General features: G+C 44.2%; 18 protein-coding genes and 1 tRNA gene. 9 read left to right on the forward strand and 10 right to left on the reverse strand.

What is annotated here, in order from left to right:
- Positions 1-2 precede the first annotated feature (2 nt).
- From FEF09_RS26940 to FEF09_RS26950, 3 genes are all read right to left on the reverse strand, one after another.
- Complete coding sequence (locus FEF09_RS26940) at positions 3-1,538, reverse strand: hypothetical protein (protein ID WP_146307974.1); 1,536 nt, start codon at positions 1,536-1,538, stop codon at positions 3-5.
- Positions 1,539-1,546: 8 nt separating this feature from the next.
- Positions 1,547-1,942 (reverse strand): hypothetical protein, encoded by a 396-nt coding sequence (locus FEF09_RS26945; protein ID WP_146307975.1) that lies wholly within the window; start codon positions 1,940-1,942, stop codon positions 1,547-1,549.
- Positions 1,943-2,307: 365 nt separating this feature from the next.
- Positions 2,308-3,792, reverse strand: coding sequence for an MFS transporter (locus FEF09_RS26950; protein WP_146307976.1), 1,485 nt, complete (start codon positions 3,790-3,792; stop codon positions 2,308-2,310).
- Positions 3,793-3,965: 173 nt separating this feature from the next.
- Here FEF09_RS26950 and FEF09_RS26955 point away from each other — a divergent pair, with 173 nt between their 5' ends.
- A complete protein-coding gene (locus FEF09_RS26955) occupies positions 3,966-6,206 on the forward strand; it encodes a patatin-like phospholipase family protein (protein WP_146307977.1) in 2,241 nt (746 codons plus the stop codon).
- Here FEF09_RS26955 and FEF09_RS26960 read toward each other — a convergent pair.
- Entirely contained in the window at positions 6,203-6,799 is a 597-nt protein-coding gene (locus FEF09_RS26960) for a tRNA-(ms[2]io[6]A)-hydroxylase (protein WP_012790649.1), read from the reverse strand. The two genes, FEF09_RS26955 and FEF09_RS26960, sit on opposite strands and share 4 nt — an antisense overlap.
- A gap of 26 nt (positions 6,800-6,825) precedes the next feature.
- Between FEF09_RS26960 and FEF09_RS26965 the strand changes: the two genes are divergently transcribed.
- From FEF09_RS26965 to FEF09_RS26990, 6 genes are all read left to right on the forward strand, one after another.
- Entirely contained in the window at positions 6,826-7,935 is a 1,110-nt protein-coding gene (locus FEF09_RS26965; protein ID WP_146307978.1) for an aminotransferase class I/II-fold pyridoxal phosphate-dependent enzyme, read from the forward strand.
- Positions 7,936-7,987: 52 nt separating this feature from the next.
- The gene (locus tag FEF09_RS26970; RefSeq protein ID WP_146307979.1) at positions 7,988-10,411 is read left to right on the forward strand and encodes a penicillin acylase family protein; all 2,424 of its coding nucleotides are present in this window, start codon (positions 7,988-7,990) and stop codon (positions 10,409-10,411) included.
- 71 nt (positions 10,412-10,482) lie between these two features.
- Positions 10,483-10,555, forward strand: a tRNA-Lys gene (locus FEF09_RS26975).
- Positions 10,556-11,079: 524 nt separating this feature from the next.
- Positions 11,080-11,823, forward strand: a complete 744-nt coding sequence (locus tag FEF09_RS26980; protein ID WP_146307980.1) for a hypothetical protein — start codon at positions 11,080-11,082, stop codon at positions 11,821-11,823.
- Positions 11,811-13,766, forward strand: coding sequence for a hypothetical protein (locus FEF09_RS26985; protein WP_146307981.1), 1,956 nt, complete (start codon positions 11,811-11,813; stop codon positions 13,764-13,766). Before FEF09_RS26980 ends, FEF09_RS26985 begins: the two co-directional genes overlap by 13 nt.
- Positions 13,767-14,170: 404 nt before the next feature.
- Entirely contained in the window at positions 14,171-14,563 is a 393-nt protein-coding gene (locus FEF09_RS26990; RefSeq protein ID WP_146307982.1) for a hypothetical protein, read from the forward strand.
- Between the two features lie 1,485 nt (positions 14,564-16,048).
- Here FEF09_RS26990 and FEF09_RS26995 read toward each other — a convergent pair.
- On the reverse strand, positions 16,049-16,288 hold the full coding sequence (locus FEF09_RS26995) for a hypothetical protein (RefSeq protein WP_146307983.1): 240 nt from the start codon (positions 16,286-16,288) through the stop codon (positions 16,049-16,051).
- Positions 16,289-16,856: 568 nt separating this feature from the next.
- Here FEF09_RS26995 and FEF09_RS27000 point away from each other — a divergent pair.
- Together FEF09_RS27000 and FEF09_RS27005 are read left to right on the forward strand one after the other, a co-directional pair.
- Positions 16,857-17,036: a hypothetical protein gene (locus FEF09_RS27000; RefSeq protein ID WP_146307984.1), complete on the forward strand. Its 180-nt coding sequence runs from the start codon at positions 16,857-16,859 to the stop codon at positions 17,034-17,036.
- Positions 17,033-17,293 (forward strand): hypothetical protein, encoded by a 261-nt coding sequence (locus FEF09_RS27005; protein WP_146307985.1) that lies wholly within the window; start codon positions 17,033-17,035, stop codon positions 17,291-17,293. The genes FEF09_RS27000 and FEF09_RS27005 overlap by 4 nt, the downstream gene beginning before the upstream one ends.
- Before the next feature lie 344 nt (positions 17,294-17,637).
- Here the strand turns inward: FEF09_RS27005 and FEF09_RS33865 are convergent, their stop codons facing one another.
- From FEF09_RS33865 to FEF09_RS32025, 5 genes are all read right to left on the reverse strand, one after another.
- The gene (locus FEF09_RS33865; protein WP_261387820.1) at positions 17,638-17,922 is read right to left on the reverse strand and encodes a helix-turn-helix domain-containing protein; all 285 of its coding nucleotides are present in this window, start codon (positions 17,920-17,922) and stop codon (positions 17,638-17,640) included.
- An 8-nt stretch (positions 17,923-17,930) separates the two neighbouring features.
- A complete protein-coding gene (locus FEF09_RS33870) occupies positions 17,931-18,113 on the reverse strand; it encodes a hypothetical protein (protein ID WP_261387821.1) in 183 nt (60 codons plus the stop codon).
- 667 nt (positions 18,114-18,780) lie between these two features.
- A complete protein-coding gene (locus tag FEF09_RS32020) occupies positions 18,781-19,098 on the reverse strand; it encodes a zinc-binding dehydrogenase (RefSeq protein WP_222597177.1) in 318 nt (105 codons plus the stop codon).
- On the reverse strand, positions 19,034-19,474 hold the full coding sequence (locus FEF09_RS35075) for an alcohol dehydrogenase catalytic domain-containing protein (protein WP_409994891.1): 441 nt from the start codon (positions 19,472-19,474) through the stop codon (positions 19,034-19,036). Before FEF09_RS35075 ends, FEF09_RS32020 begins: the two co-directional genes overlap by 65 nt.
- Positions 19,365-19,628 (reverse strand): hypothetical protein, encoded by a 264-nt coding sequence (locus tag FEF09_RS32025; protein WP_222597178.1) that lies wholly within the window; start codon positions 19,626-19,628, stop codon positions 19,365-19,367. The genes FEF09_RS35075 and FEF09_RS32025 overlap by 110 nt, the downstream gene beginning before the upstream one ends.
- Positions 19,629-20,805 lie beyond the last annotated feature (1,177 nt).

Consider the following 20,805-nt stretch of genomic DNA (forward strand, 5'->3'; position numbering starts at 1 on the left):
TGCTAAATGAGTTTAGGTATAGACGGGGAGGGAATGGTTTCAATCAATCCGCTGGCTTTACAGGCGGCCGCAATAGCATCCAGATTTTGTGTATGCGAGAGGGCTGTTAAGATCGCTTCTCTGTAATGCAACAGATCCTGTTTTAATGCGGCGGAACCATGTGCGTGTAGCGTGTGCTCCATCGCCAGCAGCAGATCTTCTCTGGAAATATCGTTGATACTTGATGGCAGTTCATATGCCGTTTCTCTGGCAGCACGTGCAAGGGCAGCTACATAGGCAGGCCCCTGATTACGTTGCCATACCACTGTCACCGGTCGTTTATGATTGATGAGTTGTAGTACTTCTTCATGGTGTTTTTCATACAGTTGATAAAGTACGCTGTCGCGGTTTGCATCACGTAGGGCTTCGAGCTGGTTGTCTGTTGTTACAGGCTCTGATCTTGTGATGGTGCGTGTTTTCACGGTATCACGTCTGCCCGCATCTGTTGATGACAATGTAACAGGGAATGTGCCGGTAGTCAATGCTGCCAGCACATTCGCGATATTATTGGCAAAGGTTATGTCCACGGAGTTGGTGGTTTCATCCCCACCATATAGTAAGGCAACAATTTTATTGTCAGCATTGAGAATGACAGATCCGGAGTCGCCATTGTTGGAGAAGGCGAACTTACATATCTGCGAGCCGGTGCTCATATCACTTACCTGATAGGTCTCAGTGGAGTGTGGGATCACCAGCACCTGATCCGTGATAATAGAGATAGTGCCGCCGGCAGGATCCGTACCTGCCACCGCTGCATCACCGATATGTACAACAACCCCGGTCGTAAATCCGGAGCGGGCGCCTATCTTTCTGACCACGTCACCCACTACGGCTGCTGCCGTAGGAGGAGAGGCAACTTCCAGCACTTCGGTGGTAGCGTCGTTGGTGATCTGCAGATTGAGACCTGCGGTCCATTCTTCATCTATCCGTGCGATGGCACAATCGACAGTACTATTTTTTACACCAAACAGTACTTTGCCGATGGCATTATCATCCCCGCATTCGCAGCAGCAGCATTTACTTACGTCACCTAATTTGGGTTGGGCAACTTTATCATTGGCTGTATTGCCGATGACGTGTTTGTTGGTGAGCAGGATCACGCTGTCATCAGCAGTTAACCTGCCAAACCAGCCAAGCGTACCGTAAGAGGTAGAGTTAATTGAGATGGCTATTCCTGCCTGTAAAGGTCTGTGTTTGGTGAGCGTTCTGCGCTCTGTACCACATACATCCGGTCTTGGTTTGACTACGTAAGGTTTCAGTACATCGGTTTTTACACCTGCAATAACGGAGGGGACCACTTCTTCCGGTTTCAATTCACTCAGTGGCTTCTTATCTTCAACAAAAACGCGGAAAGCTATTTCATCAGTGAAGGTGTCGTTGGATTCCTTAATACCAATTCCCACTGCTATAACGTTCGGTATCTGCAATAAGGATTGCTTAACACTTTCGAGGTTGGTCAGCATCTCGTTTTGTTGTGAATGCAGTTCATTGGGGTTCATTGTTGCAGTTATTTTGTATGAAATTGCAATTTGTCGGGGGCGAACTCCACGCCGATGGTGATGCTGTTACCCGGACTATCTTTCATCGTTACAAAAAACTCTTTCACCGGCGGATCTGAGCGCAGCATACCGGGTCCGGCTTCCACCTGACTGACGCAGGAATGGGAAGCCAGCCATTGTGTGATTGCTGTTATATTCTCTTGTTGATTTGCGCCGGCGTTGAGGGTACGCAAAAAGCTGTCCGTCTGCTGTTGCAATACACGGCGGTCATTGCCTGATAAAGCATTACAAAAATCTTCTCCCATGACAGCATTACATTTAGTGTAATAAAATAAACCAACGGCTGCTATGGCAAACAGTCCGCCTTTGAGCACGCCCGGTATTGTGGTGATGATGCCAGACATAATGGGGCAGTTATGAATAGCTGTGCGACCGGGTTTTTCGGAAACCGGTTTATCTTCGGACAGAAATGATGGTATACTTAAATAGACTTGCTGATAATGACTGTACTATTGGCTTTTCCTTGCTGTTGTGACTTTGGGGTAATAATAAATAATCAGGAATTTGGGGGACTCACTAAACAATAACACAGATCCATATTGTAAGGAAAAGTTAGGACTATTTTTGATAACTACAAAAAGGAGCTGAAAAAAAACTATTGGGGGAGACTGATAGCCAATGATATAAGTAGCCTTGTAAAAATATAAAACCCGCGTAATACAAGGATATTACGCGGGTTTTGTGTTGTCAGACTGATACTGAATAATAGCTATTCTTCGCTGATCATATTCTTTTTGATTCCAGTGACGCCAATCAGGAAGCAGACTAAAGCAATCGCGATGGGATAGAGGAGTCCTGCGAGGTGATTGTGCGTTTCGGTGACCAGCAATGTTGCCACGGTGGGGAGTAGTCCGCCGAAGACGCCATTCCCGATGTGATAGGGTAAGGACATTGAAGTATACCGTATCCGGGTGGGAAACAGTTCTACGAGGAATGCCGCGATGGGTCCGTATACCATGGTTACGAAAACCACCTGTACGAATACCAGTAATATCAGTTGCCAGAGTTGTGTATTGCTGACGATGACCTCTTTGATAGTTTCCGCTTTGCCATCTGTGGTGATGGTTGTTTCCCGGTACTTCGATCCATCCGTATAAGTTTTCGTTTTCACTGATTTCTCGATATTCTGCATCTTCTCATTACGGCGGATGGAATTCTCAATACTGAAACGCGGAACATCTTCTGTTTTCCTGCTGAGATCTCCGATGCTATCCATACCTGCATAGATAGGATAGTAGGCAAGAGCGGCGATCAGCATACCGGTCATCATGATTTTTTTACGGCCGATCTTATCAGATAATTTACCGAAGTAAATAAAGAAAGGAGTGCCAAGTAATAATGCGACGGCGATAATAATATTGGACTGTACAAATTCTACCTGCATTGTTTTCTGGAGGAATGACAATGCATAAAACTGACCTGTGTACCAGATCACGCCCTGACCCATTGTGGCGCCAAAGAGTGCCAGCAATACCATGCGCAGGTTTTCTTTTTTACCGAAACTTTCTTTGATGGGATTGAGTGAAGTTTTGCCCTCAGACTTGAGTTTGGCAAACAGGGGCGATTCTTTCAGCCGGATCCTGATGTAATAGGACATTACGACCAGCAAAATGGATAGCCAGAAAGGAATTCGCCAGCCCCAGGCGTTAAAATCTTCCGGTGTCAGACTGGAACGGGTCAACAGGATGACGGCCAGTGAGACGAACAGACCGAGCGTGGCAGTCGTCTGGATAAAACTGGTGTAATAACCCCGTTGGTCATGCGGAGAATGCTCTGCGACATAGGTAGCTGCGCCACCGTACTCACCGCCGAGTGCAAGGCCTTGTAGCAGCCGGAGCAACAATACGATGACCGGCGCCATAATACCAATGCTGTCATAGCCCGGTACCAGCCCGATCGCAAAGGTAGAGCCACCCATGATCAGGAGGGTCAGCAGAAAGGTGTACTTACGTCCGGTAAGATCACCCAGCCGGCCAAAGACAATGGCGCCAAAAGGGCGAACAATAAATCCCACGGCAAAAGTCGCCAATGTGGCAATGTAGGCCAGATCAGGATTGCTGGGCGGAAAGAACTTCTGGGCAATGATGGCGGACAAACTACCAAAGATGTAGAAGTCGTACCATTCAATCAGTGTTCCAGCGGAAGAGGCCAGTATTACCTGCCAGATGGATTGTGAGATTTTGCTGTTGTTCATAGACGTGTACGTGGTTACTTGGTTGATATCGATGTATAATATAGGGAAATTGTTGTAAATGTTATAGTATTTACATATTTAAATAGGGGAAAAGAGCTTGAAATACGTCCTTTATTATGAGTATCTTCAATGTACTTTATTCAGGCTTCCGGATAGCACCACACTAATCATATATGCGTAAACGACTGGCTTTAGTTATTATCTTCATTTTTTTACTGTGTCCTGCCGTTATTTTCGCGCAGGAAGCAGCAAAAAGACCTAAAATAGGGTTGACACTCAGCGGTGGTGGCGCCAAAGGATTGGCGCATATAGGTATCCTGCAGGCGCTGGATAGTGCCGGATTAAAAGTCGATTATGTGACGGGTACCAGTATGGGCAGTATTGTCGGGTCGCTGTATGCGATGGGTTACTCTGGTGATGCCATCGAAAAACTTGCCCGTGAGATGGACTGGGATAATCTCTTTTCCAATCAGCCGGTCCTGACAGATATCTCCTACGAAGAAAAGCGCGAATACAATAAATATCTGATAGAGATTCCTTTTGAATACGGAAAACCGAAACTGGCTTCCGGGGTGATTGCAGGCGAGCAACTCTGGCTCGAACTGGCCCGTTTGTGCTGGCCGGTTAACAATGTAAGGGACTTCTCAAAATTCAATATTCCTTTTAAATGTATTGCCACAGATGTTACCACCGGGGAAGTCGTTACTCTGGATAGTGGTGATATCGTGACGGCTATCCGCGCGAGTATGGCCATTCCTTCTGTATTTACCGCAGTAAAGATCGGCGACAGAAAACTGGTAGATGGTGGTGTTGTGCGGAACTTCCCGGTGATCACTGCCAAGGAGATGGGTGCGGATCTGGTGATAGGATCGAATGTCAGTGGCGGGCTGCGTAAAGCAGATCAGCTGGTGACGCCACTGGATATTATTTATCAGCTGGGGTTTTATAAAGACGCAGATGATTTCAAACAGGCAAAAAAGCTGACAGATATTTATATACAACATCATCTCGATGACTACAGTGCTGCCAGCTTTGGTAGTGTAGATTCCCTGCTGGCAATAGGGAAGAAGAAGGGGGATGAAATGTATCCGATCTTCAAACGGATGGCGGATTCACTCAATGCCTTATATCCGGCAGATAAGCCCTTTGTGAAAGACCGCTTACCATTTACACCGGATATCGAATTGGTAGATATCAGTGTAACAGGTTTGGTACATTCAGATGTGGACTTCTTTCTGGGAAGATTAGGATTGGTGAAAGGCGGTTGTTACACGCCACAGGATATCAAAGATGCAGTATTGAATGTATTCGGCACGCGTTTCTACAAGATGATCACTTATCACCTGAATCCACAGGGAGATAGTAAAAGTATCATGGACATTCAGGTAGAAGAGAATCCACTGACCTATGTGAAATTTGCTTTGCAGTATAACAGTTTTACGAATGCCAGCGCGATCATCAATATTACGCAGCGCAACTTTGTTGTACCCAACTCCCGTGCTTTTGTAAGTCTGGCGATCAGCGAGAATCCAAGGGTACAGGGGGAATTCTTCAAGTATCTGGGCCCTAAGCGGAACTTTGGTTTCGGACTGGGGGTTTATTTCGAGGACGATGCATTGTCCTTATATAAGGATTTAAAAAGACAGATGGAGTATCATCTGAAATACCTGAATGGAGAAGCGAAGTTCCAGTATACTCTGAATAGTATGATGGCGATGGGCTTAGGAACGCGCTACGAGTTTATGAACATCAGTCCGCGCTATGAATCGGTGGAGGTCCTGAGAGGGAATGGTAATCAGCTGAACAGTTTTTTGTTCTTTGGTGTGAATTCACTGGACAGAAAGGTTTATCCGCATCGCGGGATGGATCTGCAGTTCGAATCCGGCTGGGTATACCATCAACAGACAGGCTACAGGGTATATAAGGATGGTGTAGAAATTATGCCGTCAGATTATGGATTTAACTTCAACGATTATCAGCGCACTATTTTACAGGCAAAGTATAACGTTCCATTCAATCCGAGAAATACGTTTCAGGTGCAGATGGGTGGGGCAGCCAACTTCACACACCGGCAGGGACCGATCAATGCATTTTTGCTGGGAGGTCTGAATAATGTGATCCGTAATCAGTTGCCGCTGGTAGGTATCCGAGAGGCCGAGATCACAACCTCAAGTGCAGCAACCCTGCAATTGTCGTGGCAATATGAATTTATGCGTAATACCTATGCGATCCCCCGTGCGGGCGTTGCATTATATGACTTCCTCGGAGATGTGTCGTCAAAGTATAAATATATGAGTGGTTATGGGGTAACGGGCGGGTATTCCTCCTTTATGGGTCCAATAGAAGCGTCCGTGATGTATTGTGATCAGGACGGACGCTTACGGATGTATGTCAATATCGGATTTAATTTTTAGTGCATCCTGTCTCCACGCACTTCCAGATTGTTCATAATATCAGCTTCCAATGTCAGCCATTCCTGCCAGCGGGTCTTGACTTTTTCTTCCGGTACATATTCCCGGGCTAAGTCAATGAACAGGCGGTAATGTCCTGCTTCAGATATCATGAATTTACGGTAGAACTCTTTCAGGTATTCATCTTCCAGCCCCTCGCTCAGCAGGCGGAAACGCTCCGCACTACGGGCTTCGATCAGGGCGAATATCAATAATCTGTCCAGCAGCACACTCTGCGGATCTCCCCCTTTATTCTGGTGTTCCATCAGGGCATTTACATACATGTCTTTCCTCTGCTTGCCAAGAGAGAAGCCCCGTTTACGCATCTCAGCCAGCACCTGGCGGAAATGGCCCCATTCTTCTGTAACGATAGGAGCGAGTTCCTGCACGAGTTTATCTTTCTCAGGATAACGCTGGATCAGGGAAATACAGGAGGTAGCGGCTTTTTGTTCGCAGAAGGCATGGTCTGTCAGAATTTCTTCCAGCGAGATCGCGGCCAGATTCACCCAGCGCGGATCAGTAGGAAGATGCAGACCTAATATGGAGACTTTACTCATAGGGCAAAGTTACTTAGCTTTGGGAGATGAAAGAAGATTTTCTTTTACAGCAACTGGCGCAGCGCGAGGCGCAGCACGCCTTCCGCCGGCTGAGACTACCGGCGCCCGGATCGGTGGATTTCTGTTCCAATGATTATCTGGGTCTTGCACAGAGTGCGGCTATGCAGGAAGGAGTCCATACTTTATTACAGGCCAGACCGTATATGCATGGTAGTACGGGCTCGCGCTTACTGGCGGGTAATTATGCGTGGGTGGAGGAAGCGGAAGAGATGCTGGCGACCTTTCATCAGGCCAAAGCAGGACTTATCTATAATTCCGGTTATGATGCCAATCTGGGACTATTTTCGGCAGTACCGCAGAAGGGGGATACCATCATCTATGATCAGCTGATACATGCTTCTATCAGAGATGGCATCCGTTTATCCAAAGCACAGGCTTTTTCTTTTATACACAATGATCCGGAGGACCTGCTGAAGAAATTACAGCATGGTATGGGGAATATTTTCGTGGCAGTAGAGTCCGTGTATTCAATGGACGGCGATTTCGCTCCTTTGCGGGAAATGGCAGCGCTTTGTGAGCAACATGGCGCACATCTGATTGTGGATGAAGCACATGCCACAGGTGTTGTGGGTGCAAAAGGGGAGGGGTTGGTACAACATCTGGGTTTGCAGGAGGCCTGTTTTGCCAGAGTACATACTTTTGGTAAAGCAGTAGGTTGCCATGGTGCTGTGGTATTGGGTAGTCCGCATTTGCGGGACTATCTGGTGAACTTCTCCCGTTCATTTATCTATACTACCGCCCTGCCTCCAACAGCTATAGCGGCGATTGTCGCCAGTTATGAGCTGTTCCCGTATATGCAGGCGGCGAGGGAACACCTGTCGGCATTGATCACCCGATTCAGAAATGGCGTAGCTGGTCTGAGTACATTATACAGTGAAACGCCCATACAGATCGTCCTGACACCGGGCAATGAAGAGACCCGGGGGATAGCGATCGGGTTACAGTCCGCCGGACTGGATGTCCGTCCCATCCTGCATCCGACGGTACCGAAAGGCAAAGAGCGGTTGAGGATCGTATTACACAGCTTTAATACAATTGAAGAAGTGGACCGTCTGATAAAAGCATTAGCAGGATAACGCTGATGGCTGCGGTATATTTTATGTATATTAGCAGAACAAGTTAGCACGTATGAGATTTGTTCCCTTTACCGTTTCAGCGGTGATAACCATTGCACTGATAGTTTGCCTTGACCGATCCTGGGGCTCACTTCCACCACTCGGACGTTTGTTAAGTCCGCAGGAAGGCTTCTGGCAAAATGCGACCTCTATCAGTAAAGATTATAATGAAGAGCTGCAGGTACCCGGTCTGAAAGGAAAGGTGGAAGTCTGGCTGGATGACAGAATGGTGCCTCACATCTTTGCAGAAAATACTACTGACGCTTACTACGTACAGGGATATATGCATGCCCGTGACAGGTTATGGCAGATGGAGCTGCAGTCTTTTGCAGCAGCTGGCCGTCTGTCAGAGATACTTGGTGCAAAGATGATCCCTTATGATCGTCAGCAGCGCCGTAACGGGATGCTGTATGGCGCCGAACAGGCCCTGAAGGCAATGGAAGCTGATTCGGTAGCCGGACCGGCGATCAATGCCTATTCCGAAGGGATCAATGCCTATATCAATACCCTCACCAGTGCTACACTACCATTAGAATATAAACTCCTGAACTATAAGCCGGAGCAATGGACACCACTGAATTCAGCACTGTTGCTCAAAATGATGGCAGCCGATCTGGCCGGTGGCGCGAATGATCTTGTGTACACCAATGCCCGCCGCATTTTTAGTAAAGCGGATTTTGACAATCTATATCCTGACTTTGGTGATAGCATCGACCCGATCATTCCCCGTGGTACACAATATCCGGCACCGACAGTAAAAGCAACACCTCCGGTAGACAGTATTCTGAATGCTGCAGGTATTGCCCTGCACTTCAAAGAGGAGCGACCTGACCCCGATAATGGCAGTAACAACTGGGCTGTTGCGGGTTCGAAAACACGTGCAGGGGCACCCATTCTTTGTAATGATCCGCATCTGGGGCTGAGCCTGCCTTCTCTCTGGTATGAGACGCAGATACATACTCCTGATATGAACGTATACGGCGCGACTTTACCCGGTGCACCCGGTGTGATCATTGGCTTCAATGACCATATTGCCTGGGGCGTGACGAATGCTGCGGAAGATGTAAAAGATTATTATCTGATGCAATTCCGTAATGGAAAGCAGCAATACCTGTTCAACGGAGCTTACCGTGATGCGGAAATGCGTATAGAGAAGATTAATGTAAAAGGAGCAGCACCTTATTACGATACCGTAGCCTATACGGTCTGGGGACCAGTTGTATATGACAACGTCTTCCCTGATACAGCTACCAATCATCAGTTCCTCGCAATGCGCTGGAAGGCGCTCGATCCTTCAGTGGAGATCAGAACCTTCCTCGAACTCAACAAGGCACATAATTACGACGACTACCTCTCCGCTTTAAAATATTATGCTTGTCCGGCGCAGAACTTCGCTTTTGCCGCTAAAACCGGTGAAATAGCCCTGTGGCATAACGGACAGTTCCCTTTGCGCTGGAAGGATCAGGGTAAATGGATCATGCCGGGTAGTGATAGTTCCTTTGCATGGCAGGGTTATGTACCACAGGGAGAGAATCCACATATCTACAATCCTGCACGCGGTTTTGTGAGCTCTGCCAATCAACATCCGACAGATAGCACATACCCATATCGCTATGTAGCAGACTTTGATCTGTTCCGCGGCAAACGTATCAATGAAGTTCTGGCAGCCGACAGTCAAATCACCATACAGGATATGATGGACCTGCAGAATGATAATCTCAATCCTTTTGCCCGGGCAGCTCTTCCGTTGATACGTAAACATCTGCCGGTATCTCTGCTGACTGCCGATCAAAAAAACTACTGGCAGATACTGGATAAATGGGATTTACAGAGTGGGCCTGACAGTAAAGCCGCCACGATCTTTAATATCTTCTGGGATGAATTACAGTCCTCCGTATGGGATGACGACATTCTTGCAGACAAAACACCTTTACAACAGCCGTGGGAAAAGACGACCTTGTTATGGTTGTTGCGCGATTCTGCTATGAAGTTCATCGACAATGTGCATACACCAGAAAAAGAAACGCTTTCACAGATTGTTTTAGGGGCTTTCACCATAGCGGCGGACAGTGCCAAAGCATTAGACGCACAAAAGAAACTGGAGTTTGGTCGTTTCCGTGGTACAAATATCCGTCATCTGACACGGTCAATTATTCCTTTCAGCGCCATGAATCTCCGTACAGGTGGTGGCCGGCATATCGTAAATGCGACCAAACAATTGCATGGTCCGTCATGGAAGATGGTGGTACAGCTGAGTGCGAAAACAGAAGCGTATGGTATCTATCCCGGCGGACAAAGCGGTAATCCGGGTAGTCCGTATTATGATAACGCAGTGCAGGATTGGGTACAAGGTAAATACTATCTGCTACACGTGTTTGACCTGAAGGAAAATGATGATCCGGCAGTGAAGTTTAAGATACATTTCAGTAAGGGATAAAGTTTTTTAAGAAATATTTGGATCGGAATATATATTTCCTATCTTTGCACTCCCAATCACAGAAAGGGATTGATTCCGTAGCTCAGTTGGTAGAGCAATACACTTTTAATGTATGGGTCCTGGGTTCGAGTCCCAGCGGGATCACAAGAGAAAGCTTCAAGTTGAAAAACTTGAAGCTTTTTTCTTTTTAAGAATTGCACAGGTAATTGTATCATCAGCAGTCAGACCGGTTTGTGCCGGCAAGTCTTTTTAATAGCACTATTTAGCGGGAGTGTTTTATGCATAGTTCAGTAAACTTAAAATTATAAATTGTCAGGATAAAAGGTTGAACGAAACGAATTTCTTCCGATCTTAGTGATGAATTAGCACTCAGCAATTATGCGAAAAACAAGAATGCAAAACAAAGGGTCACTTTAAAAACATTGTTAGCATAAAGTGTCTGAATTGATGCACTGCCCTGTATCTATAGTTCGTTAAAATGAAAATTATTTAATTCCAAAGAAGCCCACGTAATTACTTCTATTTATGACTATGCCTAAAGTGTTGTTAGTCCTGAAACGGACATTTCTACTGTGCTCATTTGTCGCAATAGCCGGCAAAGGTGTGTCACAGGTTCCTTCTAATTTATTTGATATTAAAAAACACTGCCTACTTCTCCTGAAGCAGCCATGTTGGGAAAGTTTGGTAATATCCCGATCGGATATTATACCGGTACAGCAGATATTTCAATACCCTTTTACACAATTAAGGAAGCTGGTATTGAAATACCTGTTTCTCTTAAATACCATGGTTCAGGTATAAAAGTAGAAGATCAGGCGAGTAGTGTTGGTCTTGGATGGAGCCTTGACCCGGGCGGCTCTGTGATACAGGTGGTAAATGGTAAAAGGGACAACGACGATCAGCTTGTGACTTTAGCAGGCTATCAGTTTCTGAAAAATAACCTGCCGGTAACAGGTGTACAGGTGTCCCGGTCACAGATTGGCCGGAAGGTATTTCCTTGTATAAGTTATGATCCCAACAGCGTTGGAGATGATATGCCGACGCTGGATTATCTTCAACAGGGACATGGACAGCCGGATATCTATATGTATAACTTCCCGGGTGGGTATTCCGGTCGCTTTTATATTAATCCGGAAACACAGCTGCCGGTATTGCTGGACAAAAAGAGCGATATAAAATTTGAGGTAGATGTGATTAGTGGTGGATGGCGTGCGACCACCATTGACGGCCATAGATTCACTTTTGGAGTAAAGGAGACCTCGTATATACTCGATAGTCTTGACTACTCAGGCCGTACCTGGAAGCTGACAAAATTGATTTCAATAATGGTAAGACCATTAATTTCGAATACACAAGAGGGTCCTACAGATGGTTTTCATTCAGTGAAACCTACCATTCTATGTACCCCATGAATATGGGCAGTCCCGCTGAACAGATGGTACAGTCCTTTTATCAGGGTAACTCAAGTAGTACACAGCTATTATCCAAAATCGTAACTGCTGATATGCAGGTTGTATTCAATCTGGAAGATAGGGATGATATGCTTGGTAATCCTGACAATGATGGTGATAACAGCAATGGTACAAGGAGTGTCAAAAGAATAAAGTCCGTTGATATTATTGCCCGTGGAACCGGTAACAAGATCAGGTCGTGGTTGTTCTCCTATAACTATTTTCCATATGTGGTTACCGGAGGCGATTATACCAATGGGGGAGCCACACAGGATATACTTGGAAAGAGGCTGAAGTTGCTGTCAGTAAAAGAGCTGGGTTATACAAATGGTGTACAGAGCGCAGAACTGCCAGAGTATAAATTTGACTATGATGAAAGTGTCACGATGCCTTTGAAAACGTCATTTGCGCGTGACTATTGGGGGTACTACAACGGAAAGACTAACACAAAACTTCTTCCGGACCTTTCATTTTTTATACAAACCGGCTATTATCGCTATGACATTCCTACTCCCGGCTTTTTGACTACCATAAATGGTGCAGACAGAGCGCCTGATGTGACAAAAATGCATGCATACCTGCTGAAGAAAATCACTTATCCAACGGGCGGGTACACTGAGTTTGATTATGAGTCACATTCATTTGGCAATTATAATTATCCGGATGCGGAAAAAATAAAAGTTGTCAATAAGTTTATTGATGTATCAGACTACAATGAAACAAATGATGTGAAAGTAGCCCAATTCAGGCTGTCCCGCACAATGCCTCTGACGCTTAAATACAATGTAAGCGGAGGCGTTGCATCACAGGGATTGACATTTGCCAATCTGTCTCCATCTAAGGTGACTATTTCCAAGGTAGTTAAAGGTGCCTCTACAGTGATCAAAACATGGCAGATGAGTACTTCTGATCAGGCGGCATTTAACGCGAACAGAAATCTTTTTTTCCAGGAGACGTTTACCTTCCAGTATGATCCTAATATCAGCTATTATACAATTGCTGTAGAACTGCCTGATGAACTCGGACCACAGAATGACTTTAATAAAGGCGCTTCCATCCGAGCCTTCTTCGACTATGCGGATATGCAGGATCGACCGACCGACGTTAGTTATGGAGGGGGAAGCCGTCTGGCCGCTGTACGGAATTATACACAGAAGGATTCACTGACTGGTTATAAGAAGATAAGCTATATAAATGCCGATAGTACTACCTCAGGTGTGATTATGTCGAGATTATCACATGTTGATATCAGACGTATGTATTTTGAGTCTCTTCCAGCCGGCTCTCCGACAGCCTTCGGTGCTACTGCCGATATCTGGTTTGTATCTGCAGAGAATTTTGTGCCTTTCTCCAACTCCGCAGGAGGTAATTCTGTAGCATATTCAAGAGTAGTAGAAACAGAAGTGGCCCGCGATGGCAGTAACAATGGTTCACATGTTTATTATTATCACAACAGAGAAAGTGGCAACTCGCCGGGTATGCCAGATGATCCGGATATAGCGAATGGCTCTCTTGAAAAAGAAGAGTTTTTTGATGCTGCCGGTACACGTCTTTCCGATGTTGTTTATACTTATGAAAGCAGTCAGTCACAACTCTTCACAGGATTTAACTGTTATAAGAAATATCTCGTTGACTACCAGTGTCGTCCGGAAATACCTCCCGCATACGGAGAAGGCTATCTTATACTCAGTTATCCATTATATACAAAATGGTATCAGTTAAAGAGTAAAGTAAATAATCTGTACGCGAACGGAGTAGTGTTGACAACAAACGAGGATTATACCTATAACACCAAAGGACAGATGGTTTCTCAAATGATGTTAAATAGTAAGAATGAGCAGGTGAAAAAACTTATCTGTACCCGGCAGATGCTACAGGTAATGCTACAGCGAGTGCGCTGGTAACAGCAGGGCTTTATTCTAAACTGTTGGAACAGACAGGACTGACCAATAATAATGAGAATTATAAGATCAGATATGACTATGCAAAGCAGGATAACTATTATGTGTTGAAATCCTTGAGCGCTCCATACAGAAGAACCCTTTCGATATGGAAGCACTTTTTAATATTTATGGGCCGTATGAAACTCTGCGACAAGTATTGTCCAAGGGAGTTACTTCTTCTATTTATGGTCAGACAATAACTCTATCCGATTGCCAAAGTAGAAAATGGAAGTTACAGTACTGTTGCATATACAAGTTTTGAACCAGATGCAACAGGGGGCTTAAGTTTTAGTGCAAATGGTATCAATACGCAATATAGTCTGAGCGGCAGACGCTCTTATAATCTGTCCAGCGGAAACATTACCGTGCCAATCGCGATAAACAATGCCACCTATACAGTTTCATACTGGACAAGGAACGCGAATCCATATAGTATTGCAGGTACTGTTGCGGGTTATCCGTTAAAAGGATCTACTATAAACCAATGGACTTACTACGAACATCGTATTGCTGGTGTAAGTTCTTTAGCTATAAGTGGTACAGGCTATATAGATGATCTCAGGGTTTATCCGGTGAATTCACGGATGGTATCTTATACAACCGAGCCTCTGTTAGGTGTAACCAGTGAGAGTGATATTACCAGCAAACCAACCTTCTACGAATTTGATGCGTTTGGTCGTCTGAGAGTTGTGAGAGGTTTTGAGGGTAACATTATGAAGGTGTTGGATTATCAGTATCAGCGACCTGTTACTGAATAACTATTTATTCTTAGACAATACTTCAAATGGATGGATTGCCTGAATAATCCGAAAAAACCGTGCTGCTGCGAAAGGAGTAGCACGGTTTCTTTTTGTCTCTGATACGTCAACAGATACCTATAAACTAACAATGAAACAGCGGACACAGATAATATTGACCATTTGCTTTGTCATTTACTTAACGCTATTTTTACTTACCGATGTCTCACTGACGGGTTCTGGACTGATGTCATATTTTCAGTCTTGCTTTCATTCCTGGCATTAAGCTGTGTCTTTAAAAGCAAACAACAAACGCTGGCTGACATTCGTGTTAAAACAACTAATATTCTTTGCTCTCTTGCGGTATTGGGATTTTTGGCACTGCATCTCATCAATCCATTTGTTTGGGATACATTTAAACTTCGCAGCTTCTATTATCAGTCAGTGAATGGACGCTATTTAATGCTTATTTTCAAACCGGTAGGAGCATATTCAGGTGCTATGGTAATTTTTGGATTACAGAAACACCTAAATACTTCCCATGATCGAATGGCGTGTTTTATTGGAACAGAACAGTGCATCATGACTTTGCTGATGACATATTTGATGGTCAGCCTATTGATAACTATAAGGAGGTTCGTGGTTATATTAAAGAGGAGGTGATTGATAAGCAAAAATGAAGGTGCATTAACTGGTCTGGTTAGCTTGCCGTGTACTACGTGTGTCTCAAACCAGATGTGTTAAATAGAAACCGGTTTATTCCTTGGTTATTCTTCACAAGGGGGGCTTACAAGAAAAAATACAGTCGATTGTATATCTCAATGATGGTATTCTAAGTCACTGGACTTAGAATACCATCATTTTGGGTAATGACTACTTAGATTCACGAACCATCACTTTTTTCCTTCAGCATATTCAATTCTTTTTCTTGTCTGATGATATGCAAGGTCAGTTCCTCTATCTTCTGTAACAGGACCTTATTCATTTCTCCAAGATCCAATCCTTCTTTTGTGACTTCATTTGCAGAAGGTACATCCGGAAGATGTTTTGTTAATGCGGATGTAATTTTCCAATTCAGATAATGAAGGCAATTTATAATCCGGTTCAAACACAAAATCAGCCCAATCGGATTGGCTAACTTTTATCTTCATGGCTCCAATGCTGCCTTTCACAGCTAATTGATGAGAACCTGCACTCATTGTACCAATAGCAACAGAGCCATTGTTTGAGATGTTTAATGCGCCATCGCCATTGGTGTTGTACCTCCTAGTTTCAGAAACTGCCCGCCTGCTGAATGTAGAACCGGCTATTTACTGCTGATTGAAATGAAATAGCGGCGTCATTATCATTAGGTCCATAAATGCTGACTCTAACAACTGGAGAACTGGTACCAATTCCTAATCGTTGATCTTGTGTAATACGCATAACTCCCGGTTACACCGGTGCCGGTACGTACCAGGAATTTCATCGCTGATAGCGTTCCGGCGGAGATTGTACGCTCCATCTCTATTCCTCCCACATGTGTGCCTGCCATGCTGAATTTAAGAGCTCAACCGCGCCAAATACATTGCCACTGTTGCTCAACTGAAGGTTAGATGAGCCATTTGTAACTATTTCAAGTCTTTCTGCGGGAGTGGTTGTTCCAATACCAACGTTGGTACCAGTATTGGTAAAAGTATTCTGTGAGAATACGAACAATGGAGCGGAATAAAGTAAAGCAGTTAAGAAGGCTTTTTTGCTGATCATGTGTATACGTTTTAAATGTTGTTTAGCTGATAGAATGACAGCTATGTCTTGCTATTTTAAAGATGTAAATGAACTTTTGATTTATTTAGCTGGTATACAATTATAGAATAATTTAGATGACATTACACGCAGTTGTATAATGATCCGATTGTTCGTTAAATATGGGCTAAAGTCTGATTGATAATGATGATAATGCCCGAACATGGTATAGGTAATATGACAATGGGTACAGAACAATATCCAATTTCAACTGATCGCAAAGGTGATAATATGTAAGGATAAGGCATATGACATATTCGTTGTAAATGAGCTGTTCGGGATTTTGAAATGCAATCACTTCTATAAAGAAATATCAGGCCCACGCATTGTATCTGCGCAGAAAATAGCCGGTCATCGGGACTCTTTTTACTTCTATGATAAAATATTGGAAGTATTATATTTAACCGGTTTTAACACTGTTATGTCTCAAAAACCATCTGACAACAGGCAAAAATTTAGATTGTGTCAGATGTGAATAATTTATATATTGTACTCTGATTAAACCCTAAAACCATATAATTATGTCCATGTGGAAATTGAAAGCCTGGTAGAAGAAGGAATTAACCTGGTTGACAAAATAGACACAACAAACGAAAAGAAAATTCAATTGATTGGAAACCTGTATGCAATACAAGACCAATACGATTGTTCATTCACTAACTTCAGAGTAATGCCGGTGCTGCTCAAACCGGCTACACAAAACGATTGACTGCACGAGCATCGGATTATAAAGGCAATGAAGCTTATTTTGAAAAACTGCGCAAGAAGAAGGATATCGAGTTTATCAACCGGGATATCACTAAGAAATGGAATCCATCTACGAATGATGTAGTAGCTTATTTCGACCCGGAAGACAAGAAAATTTATATCGATTTCGGGTCTCCGTTGAGAAAAGGCGAGCCTTCATTGGATCTGATGTATTCCTATGATCTTGGTATATATCTATTCGGGAAGCGGATAAATTGAAAGATAAGGCACGGGTGTATGACTGGACAGCCTATCTTATTGCTTATGGTGAGGATGTGGAAACGGAGCAATTAATTAAAAAATATTTTAAGGAAATCAAAAAGATCTGGTCGAGTATGACTATTCGGATCATGAGCCTATTCATGATTCTTTGACGTTGTCGAGGGAAGTACTGGATGATGCTGATGACTGGAAGGATATGTTTGAGGATGGGAGAGAGGACTTATTAGACTGGTTTTTTGATGAAGAGTAAACCGATATAATTTTAGGCTGCAGTTAAGTACTTACAATAAAAAGGCGTCCCGCTTATAGTGGGATGCTTTTTTCGTTTATACATGTATTGATTAAATGTCTTTTGTCCGACGGAAAGACTTAGGTGTCAGGTGTTCGTTCTTTTTAAAGAAATTAATGAAGTGAGGAGGTTCTTCAAAGCCAAGACACCAAGATATTTCTGAGATGTTCCAATCGGTATGCTTTAACAATCCCCTTGCTTCCTGCGTAATGCGTTCCGCAATAAGCTGGGAGGTAGTTTTCCCTGTGATCTCTTTTAATGCGCGGTTCAGGCTGTTGACATGAACGGAGAGCTGTGTGGCAAATTCTGCGGGGTATCGAAAGTGGATGCGTTGCATAGGGGATTCTATGGGAATTGTCTTTCCAATAACTCTGTAAACATAGCGGCGACCCGCAAGGTAGCGTTTGATTTGTTGTATTGTTTGCCGGTGGCAGGTTCCATCTTAAGCCCACTGTGGATCAGTTCCATGACCAGATTACGAATCAAATCATATTTATAGGTATAGTCAGAGGTGATTTCGTCTGACATTTTCTTAAATATACTTGTTTATATGGGCCGTCTGTTCCAGAAGCAGTTCAAATAATGGGGTGTTACCGGGTTTGAAGACCGGATAGTCCCGGATATGCCCAAACTGGTCAAAAAGGTCTCTGTAAATACGCAGAAATAGCCGGATTGCTCTTCGTTGACATGTTCCCAGGCGTAGGGTACATTGGAGCTGGTGAACATAATGCGCTTTTCTGTACTTCCAGCGACTTATCAGCATAGTACAGCCTTGTATGTCCATTCAGGATACTGATCTTGTAGTAGCCTTTCCGTCATAAGGCTGGCAATTCACTACCGGTCCGTCCGGGTCTTTCAACAGAAAGACGTTGAATTGCCCGATATCCGTTTCAGGTTTTCGGGCATCCAGCTCATTCTGGTCTGTTGTAGTTCTTCATGTTCTGACTCTGTCATATATAAATTTACAATAAAGATCAAAGGAAAGAGGCAGGTACAAGGACCCGCCTCTGATTGAATATGGCAGTATTTATGAGATTTTGATAACGTCTTTCCGAATGGCCCTCTGGACAAATGCCGGAAGCTTCCTGTATATCTGTAAAGTCATAGACTTTGTCAATCATCGGTGCAATCTGATGTTGTTCAAAAAAAGCATTCATTTCTTCAAATGACCTGCGATGCCCGATAGACAGACCTACTATTTTAGGGTGTTTGGCGAACAGAGAAAGACATTCACCGTCAGTTGCGGTTGATCCAGAAAGCCGATAACGGTGATGGTCCCTCCGAATTTGATGGCCTGGGCTGATCTGGTGATATCCCCGGCTACCAGCTCAATAATTTCGTCAGCTCCCGTTCCACCGGTTAGTTTTAATACCTCCTGATCCCAATCCGGATGCGTGTGATAGTTGATGAAATGATGGGCACCCAGCTGCAGGGCCTTCATGCCTTTCTCATCCTGACTGGTAGAGATGATAACCTTCGCACCCAGTGCAGAGGCTATTTGTGCAGAAAACAAGGCGACTCCGCCGTACCCTGAATAAAGACAGTTTGCTCTGTGCTGATATTACTACAGTTGTAATAGCATTCCATGCCGTGAGTGCTGCGATGGGCAGGGTAGCCGCTTCTTCATCTGTAAGGTATTTGGGTTTAGCTACGACGGCTTCTTCATTCATCACGATATACTCAGATAGTACGCCGCTCAAAGGGAAGCCCAGCAGAAGGCAGGGGCGTCGGCAGGTCTCCCCATCGAGCCATCTTGTATATACCTGTGTGATCACCTTATCACCTTCCCGGAAGCGGGTTACATGCTCTCCAAACCAATAACAGTACCGCAGGCATCTGAAGCCGGTATAATAGGCCTTTACTAAAAATATCAGGAGTGTAAGCGCCATCAATAATGGCTTTATCCCTGTAATTGATGGATACTGCATCTACCTTGATGAGCAGTTCATCAGGCCCCGGTTGCGGGATAGCTATATCATCCAGATGGAGGTGTTCAATGCCGAACTGGTGTAATCTCCATGCCTTCATGTTGTGTGTTGCCAAAAATTGATTAATTGATAAGGCAAAATTCGGCGTATCGGCAGACCAAAATATGCGCGTATCAATCCAAAAACTGTAAAAATCAAACAACAGCTCCTATTTTATTTTGCACCTTTTTGCGATCATTTTAGTAGCATTGCAGATCTTATGTAATACTGTACCCATGAGTGATAAAAATCTGACAACATTTGAGAGAAGAAATCCTACACTATTCACACCGTTAGGGCTCGCTTTGGTAGTCATATTTTTTATGGCAGGTCTGGTATCAGTAATGACTTACTGGCCAAGGATATTCGGGGTTTATTTATTGCAATACTATTTGGACATGGACCACTTTGCCCGAAAGCAGCCGGTGTCTGTTGTACTGATAGAGAAAACAAGGAAGCTTACATTAACCTGAATCGCTGGGGGCTTTATAAAAAGATCATTATTCCTTTTGCGGACTTGAATATAAGGTTTAAAAACGAACTGAGTATGAGGGCTACAAGAAGAATGGTGTTGCGGTGTATAGTAAAAAACTGGATGTAGTTGCAATTACAGAGGCAGATGGTTGGGAGATGGAAACGCTGGAAAGTCTTGTAGCAGCTGTCAATGAGATAAAATCTGGCAACCAGTAATAGTAAGGTTCGAAGTATATATACCCTGATTGTTTTCCATGTCTATGAAAATCATGCGTGAGAAAGAACATATTCTGACAGCCTTGTCCGGTTTAAACGTAGAGACAAATTTTCCTATGGTGTATTTCAGGAGCGAGGCCTAAATCCCTCCGACGATGAATTGTGTCAATGGCTGCAAACAGCTGAATACATGTGTACAAGTTGACCGGAGCAGTGGAGGCTGATCTTAATGAGAAAAATTAGCGAAGATCCTCAAAACCAGCCTTGATATCTTGACGCTTCTACTTTGATACGGAGGAGCGTGAGCTGATCTGCGACTACTTTTATGAGTTGTCACGGATCGTTGATGCTGATATAAAACATGAGCTGAACAGTTGGCTGCATGGGGTGCTACTCGGTGCCATGCTTCGGATCAGCAACTTGTTGAAGCGGCAGAGAAGATTATAGAAACTCTGGAGCAGCCTTGTACCAGTTGTGAGCTACCTCTGCGCACGTCTATTCTGGGAAGGAAGCAAGTATTCCCGATTTTAGCTGGTCTATCATCCGATGCAACAACTGTAACG

It is taken from the genome of Chitinophaga pinensis (genome assembly GCF_007896845.1).
Classification (GTDB): domain Bacteria; phylum Bacteroidota; class Bacteroidia; order Chitinophagales; family Chitinophagaceae; genus Chitinophaga; species Chitinophaga pinensis_C.

Bases quoted from the DNA above. Each gene is read 5' to 3' on its own strand.
- FEF09_RS26940 (WP_146307974.1), bottom strand. From the start codon at position 1,538: ATGAACCCCAATGAACTGCATTCACAACAAAACGAGATGCTGACCAAC.
- FEF09_RS26945 (WP_146307975.1), bottom strand. From the start codon at position 1,942: ATGTCTGGCATCATCACCACAATACCGGGCGTGCTCAAAGGCGGACTG.
- FEF09_RS26950 (WP_146307976.1), bottom strand. From the start codon at position 3,792: ATGAACAACAGCAAAATCTCACAATCCATCTGGCAGGTAATACTGGCC.
- FEF09_RS26955 (WP_146307977.1), top strand. From the start codon at position 3,966: ATGCGTAAACGACTGGCTTTAGTTATTATCTTCATTTTTTTACTGTGT.
- FEF09_RS26960 (WP_012790649.1), bottom strand. From the start codon at position 6,799: ATGAGTAAAGTCTCCATATTAGGTCTGCATCTTCCTACTGATCCGCGC.
- FEF09_RS26965 (WP_146307978.1), top strand. From the start codon at position 6,826: ATGAAAGAAGATTTTCTTTTACAGCAACTGGCGCAGCGCGAGGCGCAG.
- FEF09_RS26970 (WP_146307979.1), top strand. From the start codon at position 7,988: ATGAGATTTGTTCCCTTTACCGTTTCAGCGGTGATAACCATTGCACTG.
- FEF09_RS26980 (WP_146307980.1), top strand. From the start codon at position 11,080: ATGTTGGGAAAGTTTGGTAATATCCCGATCGGATATTATACCGGTACA.
- FEF09_RS26985 (WP_146307981.1), top strand. From the start codon at position 11,811: ATGTACCCCATGAATATGGGCAGTCCCGCTGAACAGATGGTACAGTCC.
- FEF09_RS26995 (WP_146307983.1), bottom strand. From the start codon at position 16,288: ATGATCAGCAAAAAAGCCTTCTTAACTGCTTTACTTTATTCCGCTCCA.
- FEF09_RS33865 (WP_261387820.1), bottom strand. From the start codon at position 17,922: ATGCAACGCATCCACTTTCGATACCCCGCAGAATTTGCCACACAGCTC.
- FEF09_RS33870 (WP_261387821.1), bottom strand. From the start codon at position 18,113: ATGTCAGACGAAATCACCTCTGACTATACCTATAAATATGATTTGATT.
- FEF09_RS35075 (WP_409994891.1), bottom strand. From the start codon at position 19,474: ATGGCGCTTACACTCCTGATATTTTTAGTAAAGGCCTATTATACCGGC.